The organism is Aminobacterium sp. UBA4908, from assembly GCF_002398115.1.
GTDB lineage: Bacteria > Synergistota > Synergistia > Synergistales > Aminobacteriaceae > Aminobacterium > Aminobacterium mobile.
On sequence record NZ_DHCG01000007.1, the window covers coordinates 210,124 to 231,903 of the forward strand.

General features: G+C 44.6%; 19 protein-coding genes and 1 tRNA gene. All 20 read left to right on the forward strand.

Going from position 1 to position 21,780, the window contains the following annotated elements:
* The first annotated feature begins 1 nt into the window (after position 1).
* Positions 2–676, forward strand: coding sequence for a RadC family protein (gene radC / locus B4J50_RS07440; RefSeq protein WP_286845871.1), 675 nt, complete (start codon positions 2–4; stop codon positions 674–676).
* Positions 673–1,752, forward strand: a complete 1,080-nt coding sequence (locus B4J50_RS07445; RefSeq protein ID WP_051461145.1) for a rod shape-determining protein — start codon at positions 673–675, stop codon at positions 1,750–1,752. The genes radC and B4J50_RS07445 overlap by 4 nt, the downstream gene beginning before the upstream one ends.
* Before the next feature lie 21 nt (positions 1,753–1,773).
* Entirely contained in the window at positions 1,774–2,577 is an 804-nt protein-coding gene (gene mreC / locus B4J50_RS07450) for a rod shape-determining protein MreC (RefSeq protein WP_286845868.1), read from the forward strand.
* Positions 2,574–3,035: a hypothetical protein gene (locus B4J50_RS07455; protein WP_286954047.1), complete on the forward strand. Its 462-nt coding sequence runs from the start codon at positions 2,574–2,576 to the stop codon at positions 3,033–3,035. The genes mreC and B4J50_RS07455 overlap by 4 nt, the downstream gene beginning before the upstream one ends.
* On the forward strand, positions 3,028–4,776 hold the full coding sequence (gene mrdA, locus B4J50_RS07460; protein ID WP_286845864.1) for a penicillin-binding protein 2: 1,749 nt from the start codon (positions 3,028–3,030) through the stop codon (positions 4,774–4,776). The genes B4J50_RS07455 and mrdA overlap by 8 nt, the downstream gene beginning before the upstream one ends.
* Before the next feature lie 14 nt (positions 4,777–4,790).
* Positions 4,791–5,459, forward strand: coding sequence for a septum site-determining protein MinC (gene minC / locus B4J50_RS07465; protein ID WP_286845861.1), 669 nt, complete (start codon positions 4,791–4,793; stop codon positions 5,457–5,459).
* A gap of 26 nt (positions 5,460–5,485) precedes the next feature.
* Positions 5,486–6,289, forward strand: coding sequence for a septum site-determining protein MinD (gene minD / locus B4J50_RS07470; RefSeq protein ID WP_024822590.1), 804 nt, complete (start codon positions 5,486–5,488; stop codon positions 6,287–6,289).
* Positions 6,290–6,314: 25 nt separating this feature from the next.
* Positions 6,315–6,572, forward strand: coding sequence for a cell division topological specificity factor MinE (minE, locus tag B4J50_RS07475; protein ID WP_034326862.1), 258 nt, complete (start codon positions 6,315–6,317; stop codon positions 6,570–6,572).
* 10 nt (positions 6,573–6,582) lie between these two features.
* A complete protein-coding gene (rodA, locus tag B4J50_RS07480; RefSeq protein ID WP_286845859.1) occupies positions 6,583–7,692 on the forward strand; it encodes a rod shape-determining protein RodA in 1,110 nt (369 codons plus the stop codon).
* Between the two features lie 21 nt (positions 7,693–7,713).
* Complete coding sequence (locus tag B4J50_RS07485; protein WP_286845857.1) at positions 7,714–9,549, forward strand: TIGR03960 family B12-binding radical SAM protein; 1,836 nt, start codon at positions 7,714–7,716, stop codon at positions 9,547–9,549.
* Positions 9,549–10,205 (forward strand): TIGR03936 family radical SAM-associated protein, encoded by a 657-nt coding sequence (locus tag B4J50_RS07490; protein WP_286845855.1) that lies wholly within the window; start codon positions 9,549–9,551, stop codon positions 10,203–10,205. The genes B4J50_RS07485 and B4J50_RS07490 overlap by 1 nt, the downstream gene beginning before the upstream one ends.
* Positions 10,202–11,701 (forward strand): Rne/Rng family ribonuclease, encoded by a 1,500-nt coding sequence (locus B4J50_RS07495; RefSeq protein WP_286845853.1) that lies wholly within the window; start codon positions 10,202–10,204, stop codon positions 11,699–11,701. The genes B4J50_RS07490 and B4J50_RS07495 overlap by 4 nt, the downstream gene beginning before the upstream one ends.
* The gene (gene smc / locus B4J50_RS07500) at positions 11,676–15,092 is read left to right on the forward strand and encodes a chromosome segregation protein SMC (protein WP_286845852.1); all 3,417 of its coding nucleotides are present in this window, start codon (positions 11,676–11,678) and stop codon (positions 15,090–15,092) included. The genes B4J50_RS07495 and smc overlap by 26 nt, the downstream gene beginning before the upstream one ends.
* Positions 15,080–15,826, forward strand: a complete 747-nt coding sequence (locus B4J50_RS07505) for a tRNA1(Val) (adenine(37)-N6)-methyltransferase (RefSeq protein WP_286845850.1) — start codon at positions 15,080–15,082, stop codon at positions 15,824–15,826. Before smc ends, B4J50_RS07505 begins: the two co-directional genes overlap by 13 nt.
* The gene (rsmI, locus tag B4J50_RS07510; protein ID WP_286845848.1) at positions 15,826–16,647 is read left to right on the forward strand and encodes a 16S rRNA (cytidine(1402)-2'-O)-methyltransferase; all 822 of its coding nucleotides are present in this window, start codon (positions 15,826–15,828) and stop codon (positions 16,645–16,647) included. Before B4J50_RS07505 ends, rsmI begins: the two co-directional genes overlap by 1 nt.
* 22 nt (positions 16,648–16,669) lie before the next feature.
* Positions 16,670–18,601 (forward strand): methionine--tRNA ligase, encoded by a 1,932-nt coding sequence (gene metG / locus B4J50_RS07515; RefSeq protein ID WP_286845846.1) that lies wholly within the window; start codon positions 16,670–16,672, stop codon positions 18,599–18,601.
* A 66-nt stretch (positions 18,602–18,667) separates the two neighbouring features.
* Positions 18,668–19,462 (forward strand): TatD family hydrolase, encoded by a 795-nt coding sequence (locus B4J50_RS07520; RefSeq protein ID WP_286845844.1) that lies wholly within the window; start codon positions 18,668–18,670, stop codon positions 19,460–19,462.
* On the forward strand, positions 19,463–20,590 hold the full coding sequence (gene tgt, locus B4J50_RS07525) for a tRNA guanosine(34) transglycosylase Tgt (RefSeq protein ID WP_286845842.1): 1,128 nt from the start codon (positions 19,463–19,465) through the stop codon (positions 20,588–20,590).
* Positions 20,580–21,560, forward strand: coding sequence for an L-threonylcarbamoyladenylate synthase (locus tag B4J50_RS07530; protein WP_286845840.1), 981 nt, complete (start codon positions 20,580–20,582; stop codon positions 21,558–21,560). Before tgt ends, B4J50_RS07530 begins: the two co-directional genes overlap by 11 nt.
* A gap of 57 nt (positions 21,561–21,617) precedes the next feature.
* Positions 21,618–21,704: transfer RNA gene (locus B4J50_RS07535), tRNA-Leu, on the forward strand.
* The last annotated feature ends 76 nt before the right edge of the window (positions 21,705–21,780 follow it).

Consider the following 21,780-nt stretch of genomic DNA (forward strand, 5'->3'; position numbering starts at 1 on the left):
AGTGAAGTTAAAATATTTGCCACCATCGGAACGTCCCCGAGAAAGACTTTTCCGAAAGGGTGTGTCGGCTCTTTCTCATGTTGAAATTTTAGCAGTATTGCTTCGCACAGGCAGTGGGGGGAAAGATGTCTTAGAACTTTCAGCGGAACTCCTCCATGTTTTTGGAGATATTAAGGGGCTATCTCGTGCTTCTGTTTCGGAGCTCCTTAAAATCCAGGGAATGGGACGAGCTAAAGTAGCAGTCCTTATAGCAGCTTTTGAGCTTGCGAAAAGGTTATTAGCTTGTGATGTGGAAGCCTCTCAGGAACGTAAAGAGTGGGAGAAAGGCCTTCATCTTCTATGCCATGCTCTTTCAGGAGAGTATAGGGAGTTCATAATTTCTCTTTTTCTTGATGGAAAAGGAGGCGTGATTTCCCAGGAAAGAGTATCATATGGAGGAATTGACGGAGCCTTTCTTGATGTAAAGTATTTATTTCGACAGGCCGTACGGCTTAATGCAAAAGGGATGGTTATGGTGCATAATCATCCCGGTGGAGTTCTAAAGCCAAGTCGAGAAGATATTCTTTTAACAGAATATGTGGAACAACAACTAGAACTGCTTAGTATTCATTTAGTGGGGCATTTTATAGCAGTGGGAGGGGAATTCGTAAAAGTCCCCTCAAGGCATACCGTATGAAGGTGGGGAGTGTACAAGTGTTTAGATTTCTTTCGGGCGTGTTTGGTACCGATGTGGGCATTGACCTAGGAACTGCCAATATCGTTGTATATGTGAAAGGGAAAGGTATTGTTATCAACGAACCTTCTGCTGTTGCCATTCGTAAAAAGACGAAGGGTGGCGGTAATATTGAAGTCATAGCTGTAGGTGGCGAAGCAAAAGCTATGGCCGGGAAGACTCCTACTGGCGTATATACCATTTGGCCTATGCAGGATGGTGTCATCGCCAATTTTGAAATGACGGAAGAACTTATTCGCCATTGCCTTAGAAAAGCAACGGGTGGGAATATGGTCCTCTCCCACCCTCGGGTCGTTATTTCCGTTCCAGCGGAAGTAACAGAGGTAGAGAGAAAAGCTGTAATAGATGCAACGTTAGGTGCTGGAGCCCGAGAAGCCTACGTTGTGGATGAGCCTGTTGCCGCAGCTCTTGGTGTGGGGCTTCCTATAAAAGAACCTCGAGGAAGTATGATTCTCGACATAGGCGGAGGAACGAGCGAAGTAGCGGTTCTCTCTTTAGGTGGAATAGTGGTGACGAACTCTCTTCGTACGGCGGGGAGAGATATGGATGAGGCTATTATTGCCATGCTTCGTCAAAAATATGCTCTTCTTATTGGCGAGACTACTGCTGAAGAAGTAAAAATCGAGATAGGCTCAGCTCTTCCGTTGGAGAGCGAGTTAGAGATGGCTGTGAAGGGCCGGGATCTAGCTGACGGTCTTCCCAAAGCAGATGCAGTGACTTCTTCTGAGGTACGCGAAGCGCTTGAACCCATCGTTCGTCGAATTGAAGATATGGTTAAAGTTGCATTAGAACAGACACCGCCAGAGTTATCTAAAGATATAGTAGACCAAGGCATTATTTTGTCAGGTGGAATTTCTTTGCTGAGAGGGTTATCTCAAAGACTCTCCAGGTCTCTTAGTACGCCAGTTATTGTAGCGGAAGACCCTTTATTTGCTGTTGCACGTGGAGTGGGGAAAATTCTTGAAAATCTTGATGATATGAAGAAGGTTCTTCTCTCTGTAGAAAAAGGAGCTCAATAGCTCTTTTTAGGAGCTTTGACTATGCGGAGGCCTCTAAAAGGTAACAACTTTAGTGGGGAATTAATTCATGGATTAATAGCTATTGCTATAAGCCTCTTGCTTTTGGCTTTTGCCCCTCGTGCAGGAGAGGTATACAGAATTCCAGCAGACGCGGTGGGTAAGTTTCTCTATTATCCTGAATACCCGGCGGTTTTCTTAAATGCTACTTTTAGAAAGCTCTCCCTCTGGTTTACAGAGCGAGCGTCTCTTATTTCCCAAATTCAATCTCTTTCTCGAGAAAACTGGTTATTAAAGGTTGCGGCTGGTCAACGTAAGGTTGCAGAAGAAATTATTGTGTTAGACTCCTCAATAGTAAATACGAGAGTAACATTGCGATCCCCAGAGAACTGGTGGACAGAAATTCGGTTGAACAAAGGACAAGAAAATGGGTTAAAACCAGGGCTTCCAATGCTCCAAGATGGTTATCTTATAGGACGTCTTTCCAGAGTTGAATCAGGGTACTCTTGGGGGGACCTTATTACTTCTCCTTCTCTTCTTATCCCTGTAGTTGTAGATCAAACTCGTGATCTAGGAGTAGTGACAGGAGATGGGCAGGGGAGTGTTTGGCTTCAATATGTTCCTGAAGGTCGTTTTATTGAAAAAGGAATGACAGTGAGTACTGCTCTTGTCAGTGAGAGTCTGCCCCCAGGTCTTCCCATAGGAATGGTTACAGGTGAGACGAGACGCCTTTCAGGAGATGTAGATGCTTATAAAATACAGCCAGGGGGAGATTTTGTTCGTCTTTACACTGTGGAAATACTAACAGAGGAGAAGAAAAAACCGTGATGACCTATTTCATATCGTGGTATATCCAAGATTTCCTTCGAGTTTTTTCTTCGGGACATTTTCTGGTTCCAGAGATATTTCTTCTTGCACTTCTCTATATTGTTCTTGTAGACGAAGAAAAAGGAGTATTGTCTTTTTGGGTCGGCTTTATTGGAGGACTTTTATGGGATCTTCGATGGCCAGGTGTTCCAGGTCTTTCTTCTGGTGTTTATGTGTTTTCAGTTTTGATAGTGCGCTGGGTATGGTTTTCTCTTCCATCCCCTGGCCGAACAGTACCCGTCTTTGGCTTGCTCCTTTGGAGTGGACATTTGCTTATAACTTTTATTCGGCTTCTTATGTGGGGGCTTCGAGAACAAGAGATATTGAAAACTTTTGTGGTACAACAGGCGGTTCTTATCCCGATGGTAATGTTAGCCTGTCTTTTATATGTATGGAGGATGAATCAAGACGATGTCTAATGTTCGTGGTGACATCGATAAGAGGCTCCGTATCTGGAGAGTCGTAATGCTCTGCGTCATGGGTGGATTGGTGGTAGCTCTTTATTTTTTTCAGATCATTCACGCAGACACCTATGTAAAGCTTGCGGCAGGAAATAGACTTCGATTTATTCGACTAGCCCCATCGCGAGGGAATATTTTCGATAGAAATGGAGCTCCTCTCGCTATAAACATACGTACATTCGATATTATGGGATATCCCCTTGATTTTGAAAATGAGAATTTAGCTATGTGTACTTCAGCTATTTTTCGTAAACATGGGATTCCTCTTTTGCCAGAAGAAATTACTGCTGCTGTGAAGCGACAATATTGGGCTCCTTATAGAGTTGTACGCATTGTTTCAAATCTTACCTTAACTCAAATGGCTGAACTTTTGGCGGATCCGGAATTCCCTTCTCAACTTTTTCCAGTTCCAGTATGGCGTAGGACCTATCCTTCCGGAGCTCTCACAGCAAATGTGACAGGGTATGTAAGTGAAATAAGTGAAGAAGAACTCCGTGTAAAACGAGAAGGAGATTATGTTGGTGGAGATTTGGTTGGTAAGTCTGGCATAGAATATACATATGAAAATATACTTCGTGGTTCTCCTGGAGTGGAAGCGATAGAGGTAGATGCTCGAGGAAGGCGGATTCAGGAGATAGATTTCAGGCCTCCACAAAAGGGGGAAAACCTCTATCTGACCTTAGACCTTGGTGCACAACGGTTGGCTTCTGACCTTATGAAAGGATTACGAGGTGCGGTAGTTGCTCTTGATGTTCATACTGGAGCAGTGCTCGTTCTTTACACTGCCCCCTCATACGATAACAATCCATTGGCTTGGGGAGTTTCGGCTCGAGAATGGAAATCTCTTCTCAACGACCCAGAACGACCGATGATGGATAGATCTATTGCAGGGGTTTATCCGCCTGCGTCTACTTTTAAATCATTAGTTGCGCTGGCAGCTCTTTCTGAAGGAGAGATAACCGCTAAAACTGCTTACTTCTGTGGAGGAGCTTTTCAGTTGGGGCGTCGCACGTTCCGATGTTGGAAACGAACAGGACATGGAACTTTGAATATGAAGGAAGCATTGAAAAATTCTTGCGATATATTTTTTTATCAGGTAGGCATAAAAGTTGGGATTGACAACCTTACCAAGTGGGGGCAAAAGCTTGGAGTGGGGGAACTTACCGGAATAGACATTCCTGGCGAGCTTTCTGGAAACAGAGCTGGACGTGAGTGGAAAGAAGCGGTCGTGAAAGAGTCGTGGTACAAGGGAGATACTGTAAATTATTCTATTGGACAAGGATATTTGCTTATGACCCCCATCCAGCTTGCTAGAATGTACGCTGTTTTTGCTAATAGAGGGAAGCTCGTAACCCCATATTTAAATGAAAAAAGCGCTGTAGTTCCTAAAGATTTACAGATTTCGAGTAGCTATTTGAAGCTGGTCAACGATGGATTACAAGATGTTGTGAAGCGTGGAACTGGTTGGCGGGCTGGTACTTTTAGTGTGTCAGTAGCAGGTAAAACTGGAACAGCTCAAAATGCCCATGGGGCAGATCATGCCCTTTTTGTAGGGTATGCTCCTGCGGATAAACCTCAGTATGTGGTGGCTGTTGTTGTAGAAGCAGGAGAACATGGTAGTTCTGTAGCAGCCCCCATATCGGGGGAACTTTTGGCTTATCTTGTAGAACGCCAGTCTCAGAGCATACCTCGACAATAAAGGAGGAGGGGGCCATGGAGACTTTTCATACGCCGATACAACTTAAAGGGACAGGAGGAGGTCTGCGTCTTTTTATTCCAGAGGAACTAGCTGAAGAAGAGATTATGTTAGAGCTGGAAAGAATCTCTAAAGAAGCCGGCGCCTTACTGGGGTTACAGGTTATTCTTGATTTCCAGGGGCGCAAGCTTAGTCAGAGTCTTGTCGGGAAAATCGTTACGGACTTTATTTGGGCGCGAAAAGTAGTGGTCTCATCGTGGATTACATATGACGTTGAGAGCCAGAATCTTTTGCGTTCCGTAGGAATATCTATAGGAGAGCCGACAAAAGATTTCTTTCCACGAAAAGGGAAAAATTGTGATACTCTTTTCTTGGTGCGTTCTCTTCGATCCGGTCAGAGAATAGAGCATGGCGGAGATGTAATTATCATAGGGCATGTCAATGATGGTGCAGAAGTTATTGCATCTGGAAATATTTGTATATGGGGACGATTAAAAGGCCTTGCTCATGCAGGTAGCGATGGCGATGAAGGGCAAAGTATAATTGTAGGAGATTTTCAGGCGAAGCAGGTGCGTCTCGGTCATAAAGTTGGGAGTTATCTGGATAGTTCAATGGAATGGTGGGGACGCTCAGTACTAGTTTCATTAGAAAAAGACTCGTTATTTGTGCGGGAATTAAAGATATAACTCACTTTCGGAATGGAGGGATCCCCGTGGAGCCTCGTGTTATTGTTGTAACGTCAGGGAAAGGCGGTGTTGGCAAAACAACAACTACGGCTAATGTCTCTTTTGCGCTGGCGAAGGAGGGCTATAAAGTAGTAGCAGTCGACGCTGATATCGGGCTCAGGAATCTCGATGTTGTCATGGGCTTGGAAAATAGAGTTGTTTATAATTTTATTGATGTGATAGAAGGAACTTGTCGTCTCCCTCAAGCTCTTATTCGGGATAAGAGAGTTGATAATCTCTTCCTTCTTCCTGCTGCTCAGACTCGTACCAAAGATGCCGTCAATCCTGAGCAAATGATAGAACTTTGTAACATGTTAAAAAAAGAAGATTTTGATTTTATTCTCCTTGATAGTCCTGCAGGAATAGAAGGTGGCTTTAAAAATGCAGCGGCTGGGGCTACAGAAGCGTTGGTAGTGACCACTCCAGAGGTCCCTTCTGTTCGTGATGCAGATCGTATTATCGGCCTCCTTGAATCTATGGGGAAAAATCCTATTCGACTTGTTATAAACCGCGTAAAGGCGAATATGGTTCGAGAAGGGGAAATGCTTGACGTACAAGATGTCCTTGATGTACTTGCTGTGGAATTGATAGGCATCGTTCCTGATGACGATAGTGTGGTGAAGTCTGCAAATAGAGGGGAACCTCTCACATATGGAGATTCATCTCCTGCAGCGCAGGCTTTTCGAAATATTGCCAGCAGGCTACTTGGTAATGATGTCCCTTTCATGAAGCTAGAGAGCCAGGAAGGATTAGGATTTTTCTCCGGCCTCAAAAAGTTGTTGGGCTTCTAGGTAGCCGGGAAGAGAGGACGATATGATGGGAATACTGCAAAAGCTGTTTGGCCGGCAAGGCTCAAAGAAAGCTGCAAAAGAGCGGCTTCAAATTGTTTTGATTCATGATCGAACCGATATTTCCCCAATGTTAATGGAGGAGCTGCGGAAAGATATGATCGATGTCCTTTCCAAATATATGGAAATTGATGCGGAGAACATCGAAATGGATCTCGATAAAGCGGATCACTCTGTAGCTTTTGTAGCAAATATACCAGTTGTGCGTATTAAGAGAAGAGCATAAACAAAAGGGTATGGACGACAAAAAATTAACTTTTAAAGAGTTTTGGGAACATGCGGATACACTGCTTTTGGTTTCGGTAGTTATGCTTTTTGTTCTTGGCGTTCTTTCAATATACAGTGCTGAAATGAGCGTAAGTCGTAGGTCTGGGGGCTTTGCTCTTCGACAGATTGTTTGGGGTCTTATTTCTTCTGGTGTTTTCTTTGTAGTAGTCAAAATAGGGTATCGACGTTTACTTCGTTGGGCATACCCTCTTTATTGGTTATCAATAGTCTTGTTGTTGATAGTGCTTCTTATGGGGCTTACGGTGAAAGGTGCACAGAGCTGGTTGAGTGTAGGCCCATTGCGCCTACAACCTGCTGAAGTCGGTAAAATAGCTTTGGCTCTTGTCCTTTCAAAGCACCTTTGTCGCTACCCCCCAACTTCCGCTTCTCGATATATAGGTGGATTGGGGATTGCTGCTATTTCAGGTCTATTGATATTCGTGCAGCCAGATTTAGGGAGTACCATAGTATATGGTCTCATGGTTTTCGTTTCTCTTATTGTGGCTGGAGCGCCTAAACGTTATACTTTAACCCTTTCAGGGTTAGGAATGATGTTGCTCCCTGTAGGATGGTTTTTTTTAAAGGAGTATCAAAAGAAAAGGCTTCTTGTTTTTATAAATCCGGCTTTAGATCCTTTAGGAGCAGGCTATAACGTTATTCAATCACGTATTGCCGTTGGATCTGGGGGGCTGCTGGGGAAGGGTTTTCTTCAAGGTCTCCAGAGCAAATTGCGTTTTTTACCTGAACCTCATACGGATTTTATATTTAGCGTTTATGCAGAAGAGTTTGGATTTATAGGAGCTCTTTTGGTCATAACGCTCTTTTGTCTTGTCTTTTGGAAGATAATCGATGCAGGACTTCGATGTAAAGATATACGTGGAAAGGTTCTCGTTGCAGCTCTTTCTGCATGGATATGGTTTCAAGTTGTTGAAAGTATAGGGATGAGCATGGGCCTTCTTCCCGTAACGGGGCTTCCCCTCCCTTTTTTAAGTTATGGAGGCAGCTCTCTTCTTGCAGTGACAGTGGCCGTAGCTCTTGTTGTAAGTGTATATCTTTCAACAATTAAAGATTATGAATAGATTTCTGCGGGGAGGAATTTTATGAAATTCCCGGAATTTGATGATGAGCTGTGGCCTTTATTGGCCCAGACTTCACGCCCCTCTCGATATGCGGGGTGCGAGTGGGGGCCTGTGGCTCCCAAGAAGGGGGAAAAGGGCGATATTGTGCGATTTTGCCTTGCATTCCCTGATGTTTATGAAATAGGAATGAGTTATGTAGGATTCCAAATTCTTTATAGTCTTCTAAAAAAACAGCCTCTTGCCGACGTAGAACGGGCCTATTGTCCATGGGTGGATATGGAGCACTTGTTGCGTAGCCATAAAATCCCCTTGGGGTCTATCGAGACGGATAGACCTCTTTCTGCTTTTGATGCTGTGGGTTTTACTCTTCAATATGAGTTGAGTTTTACGAATATTTTAACCATGTTGAACTTAGGCGGCGTTCCTTTCTACTCAGAGGAAAGAAAAGAACAAGACCCAATAATTTTTGCTGGAGGGCCGGGGGCTTTAACACCAGAACCCATCGCTCCTTTCATAGACGCTTTTTGTCTTGGAGCGGGGGAAACCTTACTTCCTAAAATGGTGACCGTTCTGTCTGAAACGAAGGGGATGAAACGATCTCAACGTCTTGAGACGTTGGCTCATATAAAAGGAATTTATGTTCCGTCCCTTGTAAATGCCCATCAGGATGGAGATGCTGTCCATTTTTCTTCAGCGTTGTCTCTCCCGATCAAACGCCAAATAGTGGAAGATTTTCGAGGCTCTTTTTATCCAGAGGAACTTATTGTCCCTACAGCTGATGTGGTTCATGATCGAGTTCCCATCGAAATTTTTCGTGGGTGTTCTCGTGGGTGCCGTTTTTGCCAGGCTGGGATTATTTATCGTCCCGTGAGGGAACGGACGGTAGGAGAAATTGTGAATTTGGTTTCTAACTTGACAAACACCTCTGGTTGGGAAGAGGTGGGGCTTATTTCCCTTGCTTCCTGTGATTTTTCTGGCTTAACAGAGCTTCTTCAGAAGATCGAGCCAATAGTCAATGGTAAAGGGATCAAAGTCAGCTTGCCAAGTCTCAGAATGGATAGATTTTCTGTAGATTTAGCGGCTTCTCTTGAGGTCATGCGCCGTGGAGGACTGACTTTTGCTCCTGAAGCAGGAACGCAGAGACTTCGAAATGTTATCAATAAAGGAGTGTCTGAGGAGGATATAGAATACGCCCTTAACGCTGCCTTTAGCCATGGATGGGATCGCGTGAAGCTCTATTTTATGATGGGGTTACCTACCGAAACGGAACAAGATCTCGATGGTATCGTGGATATTGCCCTTCACGCACTTTCCATCGGGAAATCATGGAAGAGAAGAACAAATATAGCAGTGTCTGTAGCAGGTTTTGTCCCGAAAGCCCATACCCCATTCCAGTGGGAACCTCAAAATTCTATAGAAGAACTACGGCAGAAAGGACAATATTTGAAAAGTAAGATCTATAACCGAAGAATCTCTCTTAAATATCATGAGCCGGAACAAAGCTTCTTAGAAGGTGTTTTTGCCCGTGGAGATCGGCGTTTAGCCTCAGTTATTGCTTTAGCATGGGAGAAAGGGGCTCGTTTTGACGGATGGAGTGAGACCTTTTCTCTCCAGCGTTGGTTCGAGGCTTTTGAGGAGAGAGGAATAGATCCTAGCTCCTTTAATTTGCGATCTCGCGAAGAGAAAGAAGGTTTCCCTTGGGACCATATAGATACAGGGGTATCCCGCGATTTCCTTTGGAGGGAACGAGAAAAGGCCATACAAGGTCTTTTAACGCCTGATTGTCGCTGGTCTCATTGTCATGGGTGCGGTTGGCAGTCTTATGGCTGTCAATGGTCGCAGGGAGGCGTTCACTAATGTTCCGGGTGAGAATCACTTACTCAAAACGGGGACGAGGGTGTTTTATCTCTCATATCTCTATGCCTCAAACGCTTTATCGAGCAGGAAGAAGGGCAGGTTTGGATTTTGTCCTTACAGAAGGATTTTCTCCCAGACCAAGAGTGAGCTTAGGTCCAGAGCTTCCGGTGGGGATCATAGCTCTTTCGGAACCTGCTGACATTTGGGTGAGGAATTGGAATGATGACTTTTTAGAAAGCTGGAATAAAACTCTTCCATCTGCTTTCACTATTACAGGTGGTGCTATTTACGAAGGACCTTCCATTAGTAAAAGCTGCAATGCTTCAGGATATCTTATAGGTTTTCGTTCCGAAAACTCATTGCCGAAATTAGTACGCCAGCTGGAGGATCAAGCTTTTTTGCCAGAGAAACTACTCAACTGGACGCTCTGTTCCCCTTTTGTTGAGTGCGTTTTTTCTGATCCCTATAGCTTAGGCCCGGGCGCTTTAATAAAGGAGTTAGAGCGAGTAGGCCTTATACAAGGGTGGGCTGACGTTAAACTTGTACGGACCACTGTGGGAAAATGGAACGAAGGGAACCTTGAACCCCTTGTTTTTCAAAAGAATCCTCCTCGTTTACCAGCTCAATTTATAAGAGGTGAGGGGGTAGTTCAATGACTGATAGAAAGATCGTGGCCAACATCGTCGACCCGGAAGAGATGAGAGTGGCTATTATTGAAAATGGCCGCCTTGTGGATATCTTTATTGAGCGAATGTGGGAGCGACAAAAAACTGGAGAGGTATATAAGGCTAGAGTGGATAGTGTATTGCCTGGAATACATGCGGCTTTTGTAAATCTAGGCGATGGTAGAAATGCCTTTCTTTACTTAAATGATGCCAAGGGACTCGACCTTAAACCGAATATTGAAGTAGTGGTTCAAGTTGTTAAGGCCGCTCGTAAAAATAAAGGAGCTCGAGTTACAGCAAGGATCTCTCTCCCCGGACGATACCTCGTATTTGTTCCTGAGGGGCAGGAGACGGGGGTTTCAAAACGTATTACAGACGAAGAGGAGCGAAAACGTCTTCGCGCCCTCGCCAAGAAGCTGAGAGATGAGGGCAATGGATATGGAGTTATTATTCGTACGGCGGCAGAAGGTGTTGATGAAGAGGTATTAATGCATGAACTTCATAACCTTCAGGATCTTTGGGAGGAAATAAAGCATAACGCTCAGGTACAGTCGGCACCATGCCTTATTTATCGGGATATAGGTCTGGTGGGACGGGTTCTTCGCGACGAGCTTACTGGAGATGTAAGTGAGATTATTATTGATAGCGAAGAAGAGTATGAAAAAGTAAATGATTTCCTTGTGAGGCTTTTGGAAGACAGGGCTCCTGAGGTAGAGCTATATCAGGGGAATACCCCTATTTTTGATTTCTATGGCATAGAGAGAGACCTAGAGACGGCCCTCGATAGGAAAGTGTGGTTAAAATCCGGAGCGTATCTCATCATAGACCATACTGAAGCGCTTACAGTTATAGATGTGAATACAGGGAAATTCGTAGGAGATACGGATCTTCGTCACACAGTCCTTGATACCAACCTGGAGGCGGCAGATGAAATAGCTCGCCAGCTTCGGCTCCGAGCTATCGGTGGCATTGTTGTGATCGACTTTATAGATATGGAATATGAAGAGGATAGACAAAAGCTTCTTAAGCGTCTCGAAGAAGTCTTTCAGAGCGATCGATACCGAGCCAGAATATTTGGAGTTTCCCAGCTTGGCCTCGTAGAGATTACCAGGAAACGGGCTCGTCCCGATGTCCGTTCAGTGATGACCCGAGGTTGTCCCTTTTGTGGTGGATATGGTTGGGTTCTTAAAGAAGATAGCGTCGCTATGCATATCAAGCGCTTTTTACGGAAAGTTGCGCTTTCCAATAAATCAGAAGCCATGCTTCTTGAGGCTCATCCAGCTATTGCCCAATATATAGCAGAAACATATCTTTTTCTTTGGGAGGAAGAGTTTGGGCGAAAGATCTTCATTGCCGGAGCTCCGGAGTTTGCCTGGAGTAAATACAGGTTAGATGTTCAAGGAACGTTGGATCTTGTGGAGCGTAAAGTAGAACAGATGGAGCAGTGGGAGGCAAAAATTCGTGTTTATCGAACGGCTTCGTCTTAAAGGATTTAAAAGTTTTGGAGGAGAGCATGAACTTCTTTTTTCTCCAGGATTCACTGCTATTGTAGGCCCTAATGGCAGTGGCAAGAGTAATATTCTCGATGGGTTGCGCTGGGTCTTAGGAGAAGGGAGCCCTAACCGTCTGAGAATTACCAAACAGAGTGACCTCCTTTTCCAGGGAAGTGCCAGTGTTCCTTCAGCTGGGGAAACTGAGGTTCTTCTCTCTTTGCGAGAAGATCCTCAGATTTGTACTGTTAGAAGAGAGTTCTCCCCAGAAAGTGGAACGACTCTTTCTGTTGATGGGGTGCGTATTCGTCTTCAGGACCTTGATGAGATTAAACGTGAATGGCATCTTGAAGGTGAGCAATTTGCCTTTATTGGTCAGGGAGAAGTAGCTGAAGCCATTCGGCAGAGGCCCCTTCAGCGTCGTACAGTTCTTGAAGCGCTCTTTGGTATTGATCGATATAGAAAAAAAAGAGAGGACGCCAGTCAGAAACTTAAATCGGCTACAGATGAGCTAGCGAGGCTCCAAACTCTTGTTTTGGAACTTACAATGCGTCGAGATGAAATTTTACCTTTAGTATCTATAGCTGAAGAAGCCAGGGGGATTCTCCATGAGCTTGAAGGGCGGCGACGGGATTATTATTTTTCGCGGAGAACTTTTCTTGAGAAAGAGATTGTATCTTTACAACATCATGTAAGCAGCGTAGATAGTCGGAAAGCTCAAGCCATAGAGTGGGAAACTCTATGGGAATATGGTCTCCGTTTTTACCAATCGAAAATAGCGGGATTGAAACAAAATAGCCGATCTCTTGGCGAAACTCTCATTGCGTTGGATTCTCAGAGAGACTCTCTTCATCGGCAATGTTTTGCTGTGGGACTTTCTGTTAAGGGAGCTCGCGAAAAACTATGCTCTCTGGCTGAAGATACTAAAATATTAGAGGGGAATCTCAAAGAGGTACGAGGCGAAACTGCAGTTACGAAAAAAGCGTATGTCTCGTTTTGTAATGAGCTAAAAGAAAAAGAAGGGGTTATTTCATCTATTTCTGAAGAATTTTTCCAACTGCGTACATCTCTCCATGAGGAAAGAAAACGACGTCAGAAATGCAGAGAAGAAGTGGCTCGTTTGGAAATGGAGAAAAATCGTATAGACGCACGTCTTAAGGCTAGAAAAGCTGCCTTGGAAGGGAGTCTTCGAGAGCGTGATGAGGCAGAAAAAAAGTTGCAAGAGCTTATGAAAGACTCGGAACATAAGCAACACGAGCTTTTGGATCTCCAGGCCCAGAGAGAAGGAACCTCCGCTCTCCATGCAGAGGCATACGCCTCTTGCCAGCAGTTAGCCTCTTCTGTAACTTTTGCAAAAAAGAATGTAACCCAACTGGAAAATCAGCTGGAAACTCTTTATGAAAATACGGAACAACGACTTTATCCCGAGCCAGTTCGTGTTGTATTAGCGGCGGGGAAACTAGGAAAATTAAATATAAAGGCTACTCTTGTGGCTGATGCTTTTACGTGTTCCAGTGAATTGGCGTCGCCTCTGGAAGCGTATCTTGGTGGCCGACAGTTCTGGTTGTTGGTTTCAACTCTGGAGGAGGCTCGCGAAGGCATAGAACTTGTAAAGGAACGAAAAGCAGGCCGTGTGACCTTTTTGCCGCTAGAACGATGTTATCCCCGCACACCTGACCGTAATTTTCATCTCTCTGATAAAGGAATTGTAGGATGGGCCGTAGACTTGCTCTCTATAAAAGAACCATGGGACCCGGCAGTGCGGCACCTCCTTGGAGATCTTCTTATAATAGAATCATATGATGTGGGTGTCCAATTAGCCCGTATAGGCGCTTCTTTCCCCATAGTGACTCTTGATGGAGATGTCTTTACTGTTGCAGGAAGTGTGAGCGGTGGTAAATTCCGTCGTTCTGGAGGTGCTATTGAACGGCGCCTTCTTATAGATGAACTGAACAATCATCTCGAAAAGGAACGTCTTGCTCTTAAAAATTTTTCTTCTGAATTACGGGAAGCGGAAAAACGGGAACAAGAAGTTGCTTTTCATAAAACAGGACTTTGCGAGCAGGAGCAAGAAATAGAGAAGGAATTGTCAATACTTATAGCCCGGAAAGACAGCCTCTTCAAAGAAGCGCAACGTTTGAAGAGGGAAGAAGACGCATTTAAAAAAGAGGCAGAACAGGATGTAACGTTGACGGAGCAAATAATCCTTCACTCTGAGGAACTGGAAAAAACGATCCTGGATTTTGGTGATTTGCCAGATGAAGCAGATCTGGAGCATAAGCTTTCCTCAGCCCAGGCCGAAGCCGCTATAACGAGGGAAAAAGTTCGAGCCCATCACGTCCTTGTAGAACGGATGGATTCGGAGGTGCGGCGCATGGAGCGAACGCTCCTCGATTTGACACAGGAACGGGAGAAGGTATCAGGGGATCTTTTGGTAAATCTCGACAGACTTCAATCTCTTGGAAAAGAGTCGTACCATGTGTGGTCTCGTCGGGGGAATGCGCTAAAAGAAGAGAAGAGAGTGCAAGACGACCTGGTTGTTATAAATAACAAGATAACTTTTTTGGTACAGCGTCACGCAGATGCCGTACAGTTTCGCCAAAATTGTGAAGAACAGCTACGTGATTGCCGTCGGCAGCTTGACAACGTAGAGGGAGAACTCACTCAGATTACCTCTTTGTGGGAAGAAAACTACCCCTATCCAGGGCCTCTTTCTCTTCCTGACGATTTGAGAGACGAAGGATTAGCGGGTGTTAAACGACTAGAGAAGAAACTACGGGAATTGGGAGAGTATGATCTCGGCGTCCTTTCTGAACATGAATCTCTCAATGCGCGGCTTGCCTTTCTTTCTGAACAAATGAAGGATGTACGCGCTGGAATAAAGGAATTGCAGGAAATGATCCAAGATACAGACAGGCGTGTGGGACAAGTGTTTGGAGAGGCTCTTGTCAATACCGATAAGCGATTCAATGCTCTTTTCCAACGACTCTTTGGTGGAGGCGAAGCTCATCTTCAAATGGAAGAGGGCCTCTCCCTATGGGAAGCCGGGGTTGATATTTATGCTAGACCACCTGGGAAAAAACTACAGAACCTAACGCAGCTTTCTGGGGGGGAACAATCTTTATCGGCGATAGCCCTCCTTTTTGCTACTATGGAAGTGGCTGCTGTCCCTCTCGCAATTTTGGATGAAGTAGATGCCGCTTTGGATGAATATAATTTGCTTCGATTTGTAGATCTTGTTACAGATTATGCAGCGTATATACAGATATTGGCTATGACCCACCGGAGGAGCACTATGGAACGAGCTGATGTCCTTTATGGTGTTACTATGTCGGAACCTGGCCTTTCAAAAGTTATAGGAGTGAGTCTGGACGAATGGAAGGAATAAAAGCAACCTGTGATAATGTCCTTTATGGGGCCTTAAAAGCGTGGCAGCCGGTAGATGGTCCTCGGGTAACGGTGGATACTATTCTATTAGCCTCTTTTGTTCAGGCGAGAAGAAGAGATAACCTCATTGAACTAGGGAGTGCTACGGGTGTCATATCATTGCTTTTGGCCCTTCGTCTTCCTCAAAGCGTACGTATAGAGGGACTTGAGATACAGAAAGAACTTGTTGATTTAGCCAAACGCAACGCTCTTGAAAACGAATTGGAGGAGCGTGTGCATTTTTCTCTTGGAGATCTTCGGGAAGTAAAAAAGATGTATGTGCCTCAGTCTTTTGACGTGGTGGTCACTAACCCCCCTTACGACGAACCAGCGCGGAGCCGATGGACAAAATCATTCAGTGATGCGACTGCTCGGCAGGGACTTTATTGTTCGTTACTCGATGTAGTGCGGGCGTCTCGGTTTCTCTTAAAGAATCGAGGTCATCTCTATATGATATTTCGAGCTCAACGGGCAGCAGAGCTATTGTGGAGTCTTACCCAGAATAATATACTTCCGAAGCGAATTCGTCTGGTTCATCCCCGTCCAGATAAAAAAGCATCTATGATTCTGGTGGATGCGGTGCGGTCTGCCGGGACTGGTGTGACTATAGAACCGCCCCTTTTCATATATGATGAACAGGGGCATTTCACTCCAGATTTATTAGCGGCGTACCGTTTGCCGGAAGGGAGGGCATAATGCCTCTTTTTGTAGTTCCTACTCCCATAGGAAACCTAGGAGATATAACAATCCGGGCCATTCGAGTACTTCGAGAAGCGGATATTATTGCTTGTGAGGATACTCGGAAAACAGCCATACTCCTTCAACATTATCACATACGAGTCCCTACGATTTCTTATTATGCCCATAATGAATATAAAAGGGGAGAACAACTGTTAGAACGACTTCGTAAAGGGCAACAAGTCGCCCTTGTTTCCGATGCAGGCACGCCTGGCATTTCGGATCCCGGAGCCATTCTGATTCGTGCAGCATTGTCCGAAAATATACTGGTGGATGTTTTGCCAGGTCCGACAGCGTTTGTTCCAGCCCTTATTCAATCAGGATTAGGGCCTCATCCTTTTACTTTTTATGGTTTTTTACCAGATAAAGCAGGAGAAAGGCAGAAAGAGCTGGCTCTTTTGAAAGATCATCCTTTCCCTATTATTATCTATCTTTCCCCTCATAAAGCTCAGAAACATTTGCGAGATATATTAAAATTTTTTGGAGATCGCCCAGCAGCTTTAGTTCGGGAAATCAGCAAAATATATCAAGAAGCCCGGAGATCCTCTCTCTCTCTCCTTCTAAAAGGTATAGAGGAAGAGGGGGTTCGTGGAGAACTTGTCCTTATAGTAGATAGGGCTCTATCCGCGCCACTTGATGAAAGTATATGGCAGGGAAAGGCCCTTGACATGTTGCGCGATGGCATTACATCGAAAGAAGTTGTAGAATTTATAATTCAACATTACTCAGTATCGAAAAATACAGTCAAAGATTGGCTGATTCATAGGGGACAGGACTAAATTGAAAGAAGGAGGAGAAATTATGTCTGAGAAAAGCTTTTATATCACGACTCCCATTTATTATGTTAACGATATCCCCCATATAGGACACGCCTATACAACTATAGCTGCTGATGTTATGGCTCGATATCGACGAATGACGGGCTATGATGTTTTCTTCTGTACGGGAACTGACGAGCATGGTCAGAAAATCCAGCAAAGCGCTGAAAAGAAGGGGCTGACGGCGAAAGAACTGGCAGATAAAACCATGGAAAACTTCCGCAAGCTTTGGGAAGTGCTGAATATTTCAAACGATGACTTTATCCGAACGACAGAGAAACGCCATGAAGTTGTGGTTCAGGCCATATTTAAAAAACTTATGGAACAAGGGGATATTTATAAGGGGACATATGAAGGATGGTATTGTATTCCTTGCGAAACATATGTTCCAGAAAGCAGCATGGGAGAAGATAAGACATGTCCAGACTGTGGGCGTCCTCTTCAGAAAATGGAGGAGGAAAGCTACTTTTTCAGGGCATCAAAATATGCTGATCAGCTTTTAGATTACTATGAGAAAAATCTAAAAGCTATTATGCCTAAAAGCCGGTATAACGAGATAGTCAGTTTTATCAAAAGTGGCCTCCGGGACCAATCTGTTTCTCGCACTACTATCAAGTGGGGCATCCCTCTCCCAGGCGATGAAAAACATGTAGTTTATGTATGGTTTGATGCGTTGATTAACTATCTAACGGCATGTGGTTATATGTCTGATCCTCAAAAACTGGAGAAATATTGGCCCCATGTCCATCACCTTGTTGGAAAAGACATTATTCGATTTCATTGTGTTATTTGGCCCATTATGCTCATTGCGTTGGGGTTGAATCCTCCTGTCTCTGTTTTTGCTCATGGATGGTGGACTGTTGAAGGCGAAAAAATGTCGAAGTCGAAAGGGAATGTTGTGGATCCCTTTGAAATGGTGAAGTGTTATGGCGTGGACCCCTTCCGCTATTTCCTTCTTAGGGAAGTAACGTTTGGTCTTGACGGTGATTTCTCCGAGCAGGCTATGGTACAGCGTATTAATTCAGATTTGGCCAATGACCTTGGGAATTTACTCAATCGAACTCTTCAAATGGTCAAAAACTTTAGAAATGGCGTCATTCCTTCCTATACGTCTTTTAATGCCATGGATGAAGATATAAAGGAGTGTATCGTATCTACCTTTGCTCAAGTAGAGGAACATATGTCTAATTTTGCCTATGATGAAGCTCTAAAAAGCATCTGGGGCCTCATTCGACAAGGGAACAAATATATTGATGAGACTATGCCTTGGAAGCTCGGCAAAGAGGGACCTGAGGAGAGATTAGACACAGTGTTGTTCGTTCTCGCAGAGATTTTGCGAGCTACGGGCTTACTTATCACTCCTGTTATGCCTTATGCTGCTCAAAGACTATGGCAGCAAATGGGGCTTTCTGGAAAGCCAGAAGATCACAGCATTTGTGGTTACGTTTTTGGAGAATTCCCGGCAGGGACTAAAACAGCGAAAGGGGACGTTCTCTTCCCGCGTATTGACTTGGAGAAGTGGAAGAAAGAAAAGGCAGAGCGGGAGGAGAAAAAAAACTCCATGCCCGACCCAGATAACCATGAAGAACAAATTTTAATTGATGATTTTGCAAAAGTAGAACTGAGAGTAGGGCAAATAGTAGAAGTTGAGGATATTCCTAAAGCGAGAAAGCTATATAAACTTTTAGTCGATCTCGGCTATGAAAAGCGTACTATCGTTTCCGGAATAAAGGAACATTTTACAAAGGAAGAGCTCCTTGGGAAGAGGATCGTTGTAGTGGTGAACCTTAAGCCCGTTAAACTTTGCGGTGTCGAGAGCAGAGGAATGCTTTTGGCTTCAGGCCCCGCCGATAAATCTACGTTGGCTTTGTTGACCCCTGACAAAAATATTCCCTTGGGATGTCGAGTTAGCTAAACGGGAGATAAATGTTTGTATCGGGTTTCTTCTCCTGGAAGAGACCCGATATTTTTTGAATAAGGTGTGGTAGATGTGTCATATTTTGTTGATACTCATTGTCATTTAAATTCAGAGGATTATAAAGAGGATCTCTCTCTCGTAGTCGATAGAGCGGTGGAATCAGGCCTTCGACGCATGCTTGTGGTAGGTGGCGACATTCCCTCTAGCAAAGAGGCTGTACATCTAGCAGAAAAATACAGCGCACAGGGCCTTTTTGCTGCTATTGGTGTCCATCCCCATGATGCAAGTACTATCTCATGGGGCATACCGGAAGAGTTGAAAAGTCTTGCTTGTCACCCGCGAGTATTAGCTATTGGGGAAAGCGGTCTGGATTATTTCTACGATTACTCTCCACGAAATATTCAGCAACAGGTGCTTTTATGGCACATTCAGTGGGCCAAGGAAGTGGACAAACCTCTTATCCTTCATGTAAGAGATGCCTTTCAAGATCTCTTCGCCACTCTGGATCGAAGTGGGAACTCCTTTTTCAAAGGTGTTATACACTGTTTTTCTGGAAATATGGAGGATGGAAAACGAGCATTGGATATGGGGTTTTATCTTTCTTTTGCAGGCCCTGTAACGTATAAAAGAAATCATATTTTAAGAGAAGTTGCAGCATCCATGCCTCTAGATAGACTGTTGTGCGAAACAGATGCCCCCTGGCTTGCCCCCCAGCATCATCGGGGAAAAAGGAATGAGCCATCTTTCGTTACTGAGGTATACGATGTAGTGGCCGAGGTTAGGGGAATAAGTGTGGAAGAACTGAAAAGGGTAGTCTGGCGCAATGCCTATTCTCTCTTTCAATGGGAGGATCAATAAATGTTTACATTTCGAGTACTCGCACAATGCCCGGAAACAGGAGCGAGGGCAGGAGAATTTGAAACCCCCCATGGGGTTATTCGTACCCCTGTTTTTATGCCTGTAGGGACTCAGGCAACTGTAAAAGCTATGGCTCCCTTTGAATTAGAAGCCATAAAAGCGCAAATTATTTTATCTAATACGTACCATCTCTATCTTCGCCCTGGGGCAGATATTGTGGAGGAAGCAGGTGGGCTCCATCGTTTTATGGATTGGCATCACCCTATCTTAACTGATAGTGGCGGATTCCAGGTTTTTTCCCTTGCCACCCTGAATAAAGTGACAGATGAAGGCGTTATTTGCCAATCCCATCTCGACGGAAGTCGCCATGTCATGAATCCCGAATGGTCTATGGGTGTGCAACAGAAGCTGGGAAGCGATATAGCCATGTGTTTCGATCAGTGCCTTCACTATCCTTGTACTCGTGAGGAAGCAGAAGCTGCTTTAGCTCGCACGACTCGATGGGCTTATCGTTCTAAAGAAGCCCATCATAGGGTAGATCAAGCTCTTTTTGGCATTGTCCAGGGATCAGTTTATGAAGATTTACGCCGTCAATCTGTGCGAGAGATTACAGCATTGGATTTCCCGGGATATGGCATAGGAGGGCTTTCAGTGGGAGAACCCCATCACGTCATGTATCAAATGCTTGATGTACTGAAGACAGAAATGCCCGTTAATAAACCTCGTTATCTCATGGGAGTGGGCCATCCTTCCAATCTAGTAGAAGGAGTAGCCAGAGGAGTGGACATGTTTGACTGTGTCTTGCCAACCCGTAATGGCCGTACAGGAACTGTATTTGTTTCTACAGGGAAAATAAACATTAAGAATCAGATCTATGCTCGAGATTTTTCTCCTATTGATCCTCACTGCGACTGTTATGTTTGTCGTCACTTTACTAAGGCATATTTACGCCATCTTTACAAGGCAGGAGAAATATTAGCGGCTCGTTTATGTAGTTGGCATAATCTGAGATTCCTTATACGTCTCATGGAACAGATGAGGGAGTCTATTCTCAACGGAAGCTTCCCAGAATTCAGACAACATTTTAATGAAGTTTTCCATGGAGAAGGTGACGAAAATGAAAACTAAAGTCTATTCTGTAGATCGTTGGAATCCTGAGCCTGACATTATAAGTGAGGCTGGGGAAGCTATTCGAGATGGGGCACTTGTCGCTTTCCCTACAGAAACTGTCTATGGCCTTGGTGCTAATGGGCTTGATGATAAGGCTGTTCGAAAAATTTTTGCTGCTAAAGGAAGACCGGTAGATAATCCATTAATTCTTCACTTCGCTTCGCCGGAAGATGTGGAACAGGTTGCTTATGTAGATGAAAGGGCGAAACTCTTGATGGATATTTTTTGGCCAGGTCCTTTAACGCTCGTATTACCAGTTAAGTCTATAGTGCCTCCTTCTGTTACAGCAGGATTGGGAACTGTAGCGGTTCGTATGCCCTCCCATCCTGTAGCTATGGCTTTTATTAAAGCTGCGGGAGTGCCTATCGCTGCTCCAAGTGCCAATAAAAGCGGGCGCCCCAGCCCAACAGAAGCTTCCTCTGTATTAGCCGATTTGGGAGATGCTGTAGATATTATTCTGGATGGTGGAGCTACGGATGTAGGACTTGAATCTACTGTTATAGATGTAACTGATAAAGTCGTAGTATTGCTACGTGCCGGGGGGATGCCTGTAGAGCGCATAGAAGAGGTAGTTGGGAGAGTGGTACTTCTTCCAGGTGAAGAGAAGAAAAAACGTTCTCCTGGAACGAGATATCGGCACTATGCTCCTTTGATCCCTCTTTATCTCTGGAAGGATGACTGCGATTGGCTTCGTACTGAAGTGGCAGGGAAGAGGATCGGGTATATAGGGATGAAAGAACCGTTACATCCAGTAGAAGAAAAGATCCTTTTTAAAACTCCGGAGTATTATGCCCACGGCCTTTTCTCTGCATTTCGTGTGTTAGAAGGAAGGAACATCGACATTATAATAGCTGAGTGGCCAGAAGAAGCAGGCATAGGATTGGCTTTGCGAGATCGGCTGAGTCGAGCCGCAGGCCTTGGGAAATAAAGATTAGGCTTGCCAAAGGAGCCTTGCCTTGCTACAATTACCGTCGTGATGATAAAAGCCGGGGTGGCGAAATTGGTATACGCGCTAGATTCAGGTTCTAGTGGGCGCAAGCCTGTCGGGGTTCGAGTCCCCGCCTCGGCACCATATTTTTTAAAGACTTGCATTAAAAGCCTTATAGCGTATATAATAAGGGGCTGCGTTGTGTCGTTGACACAACGCA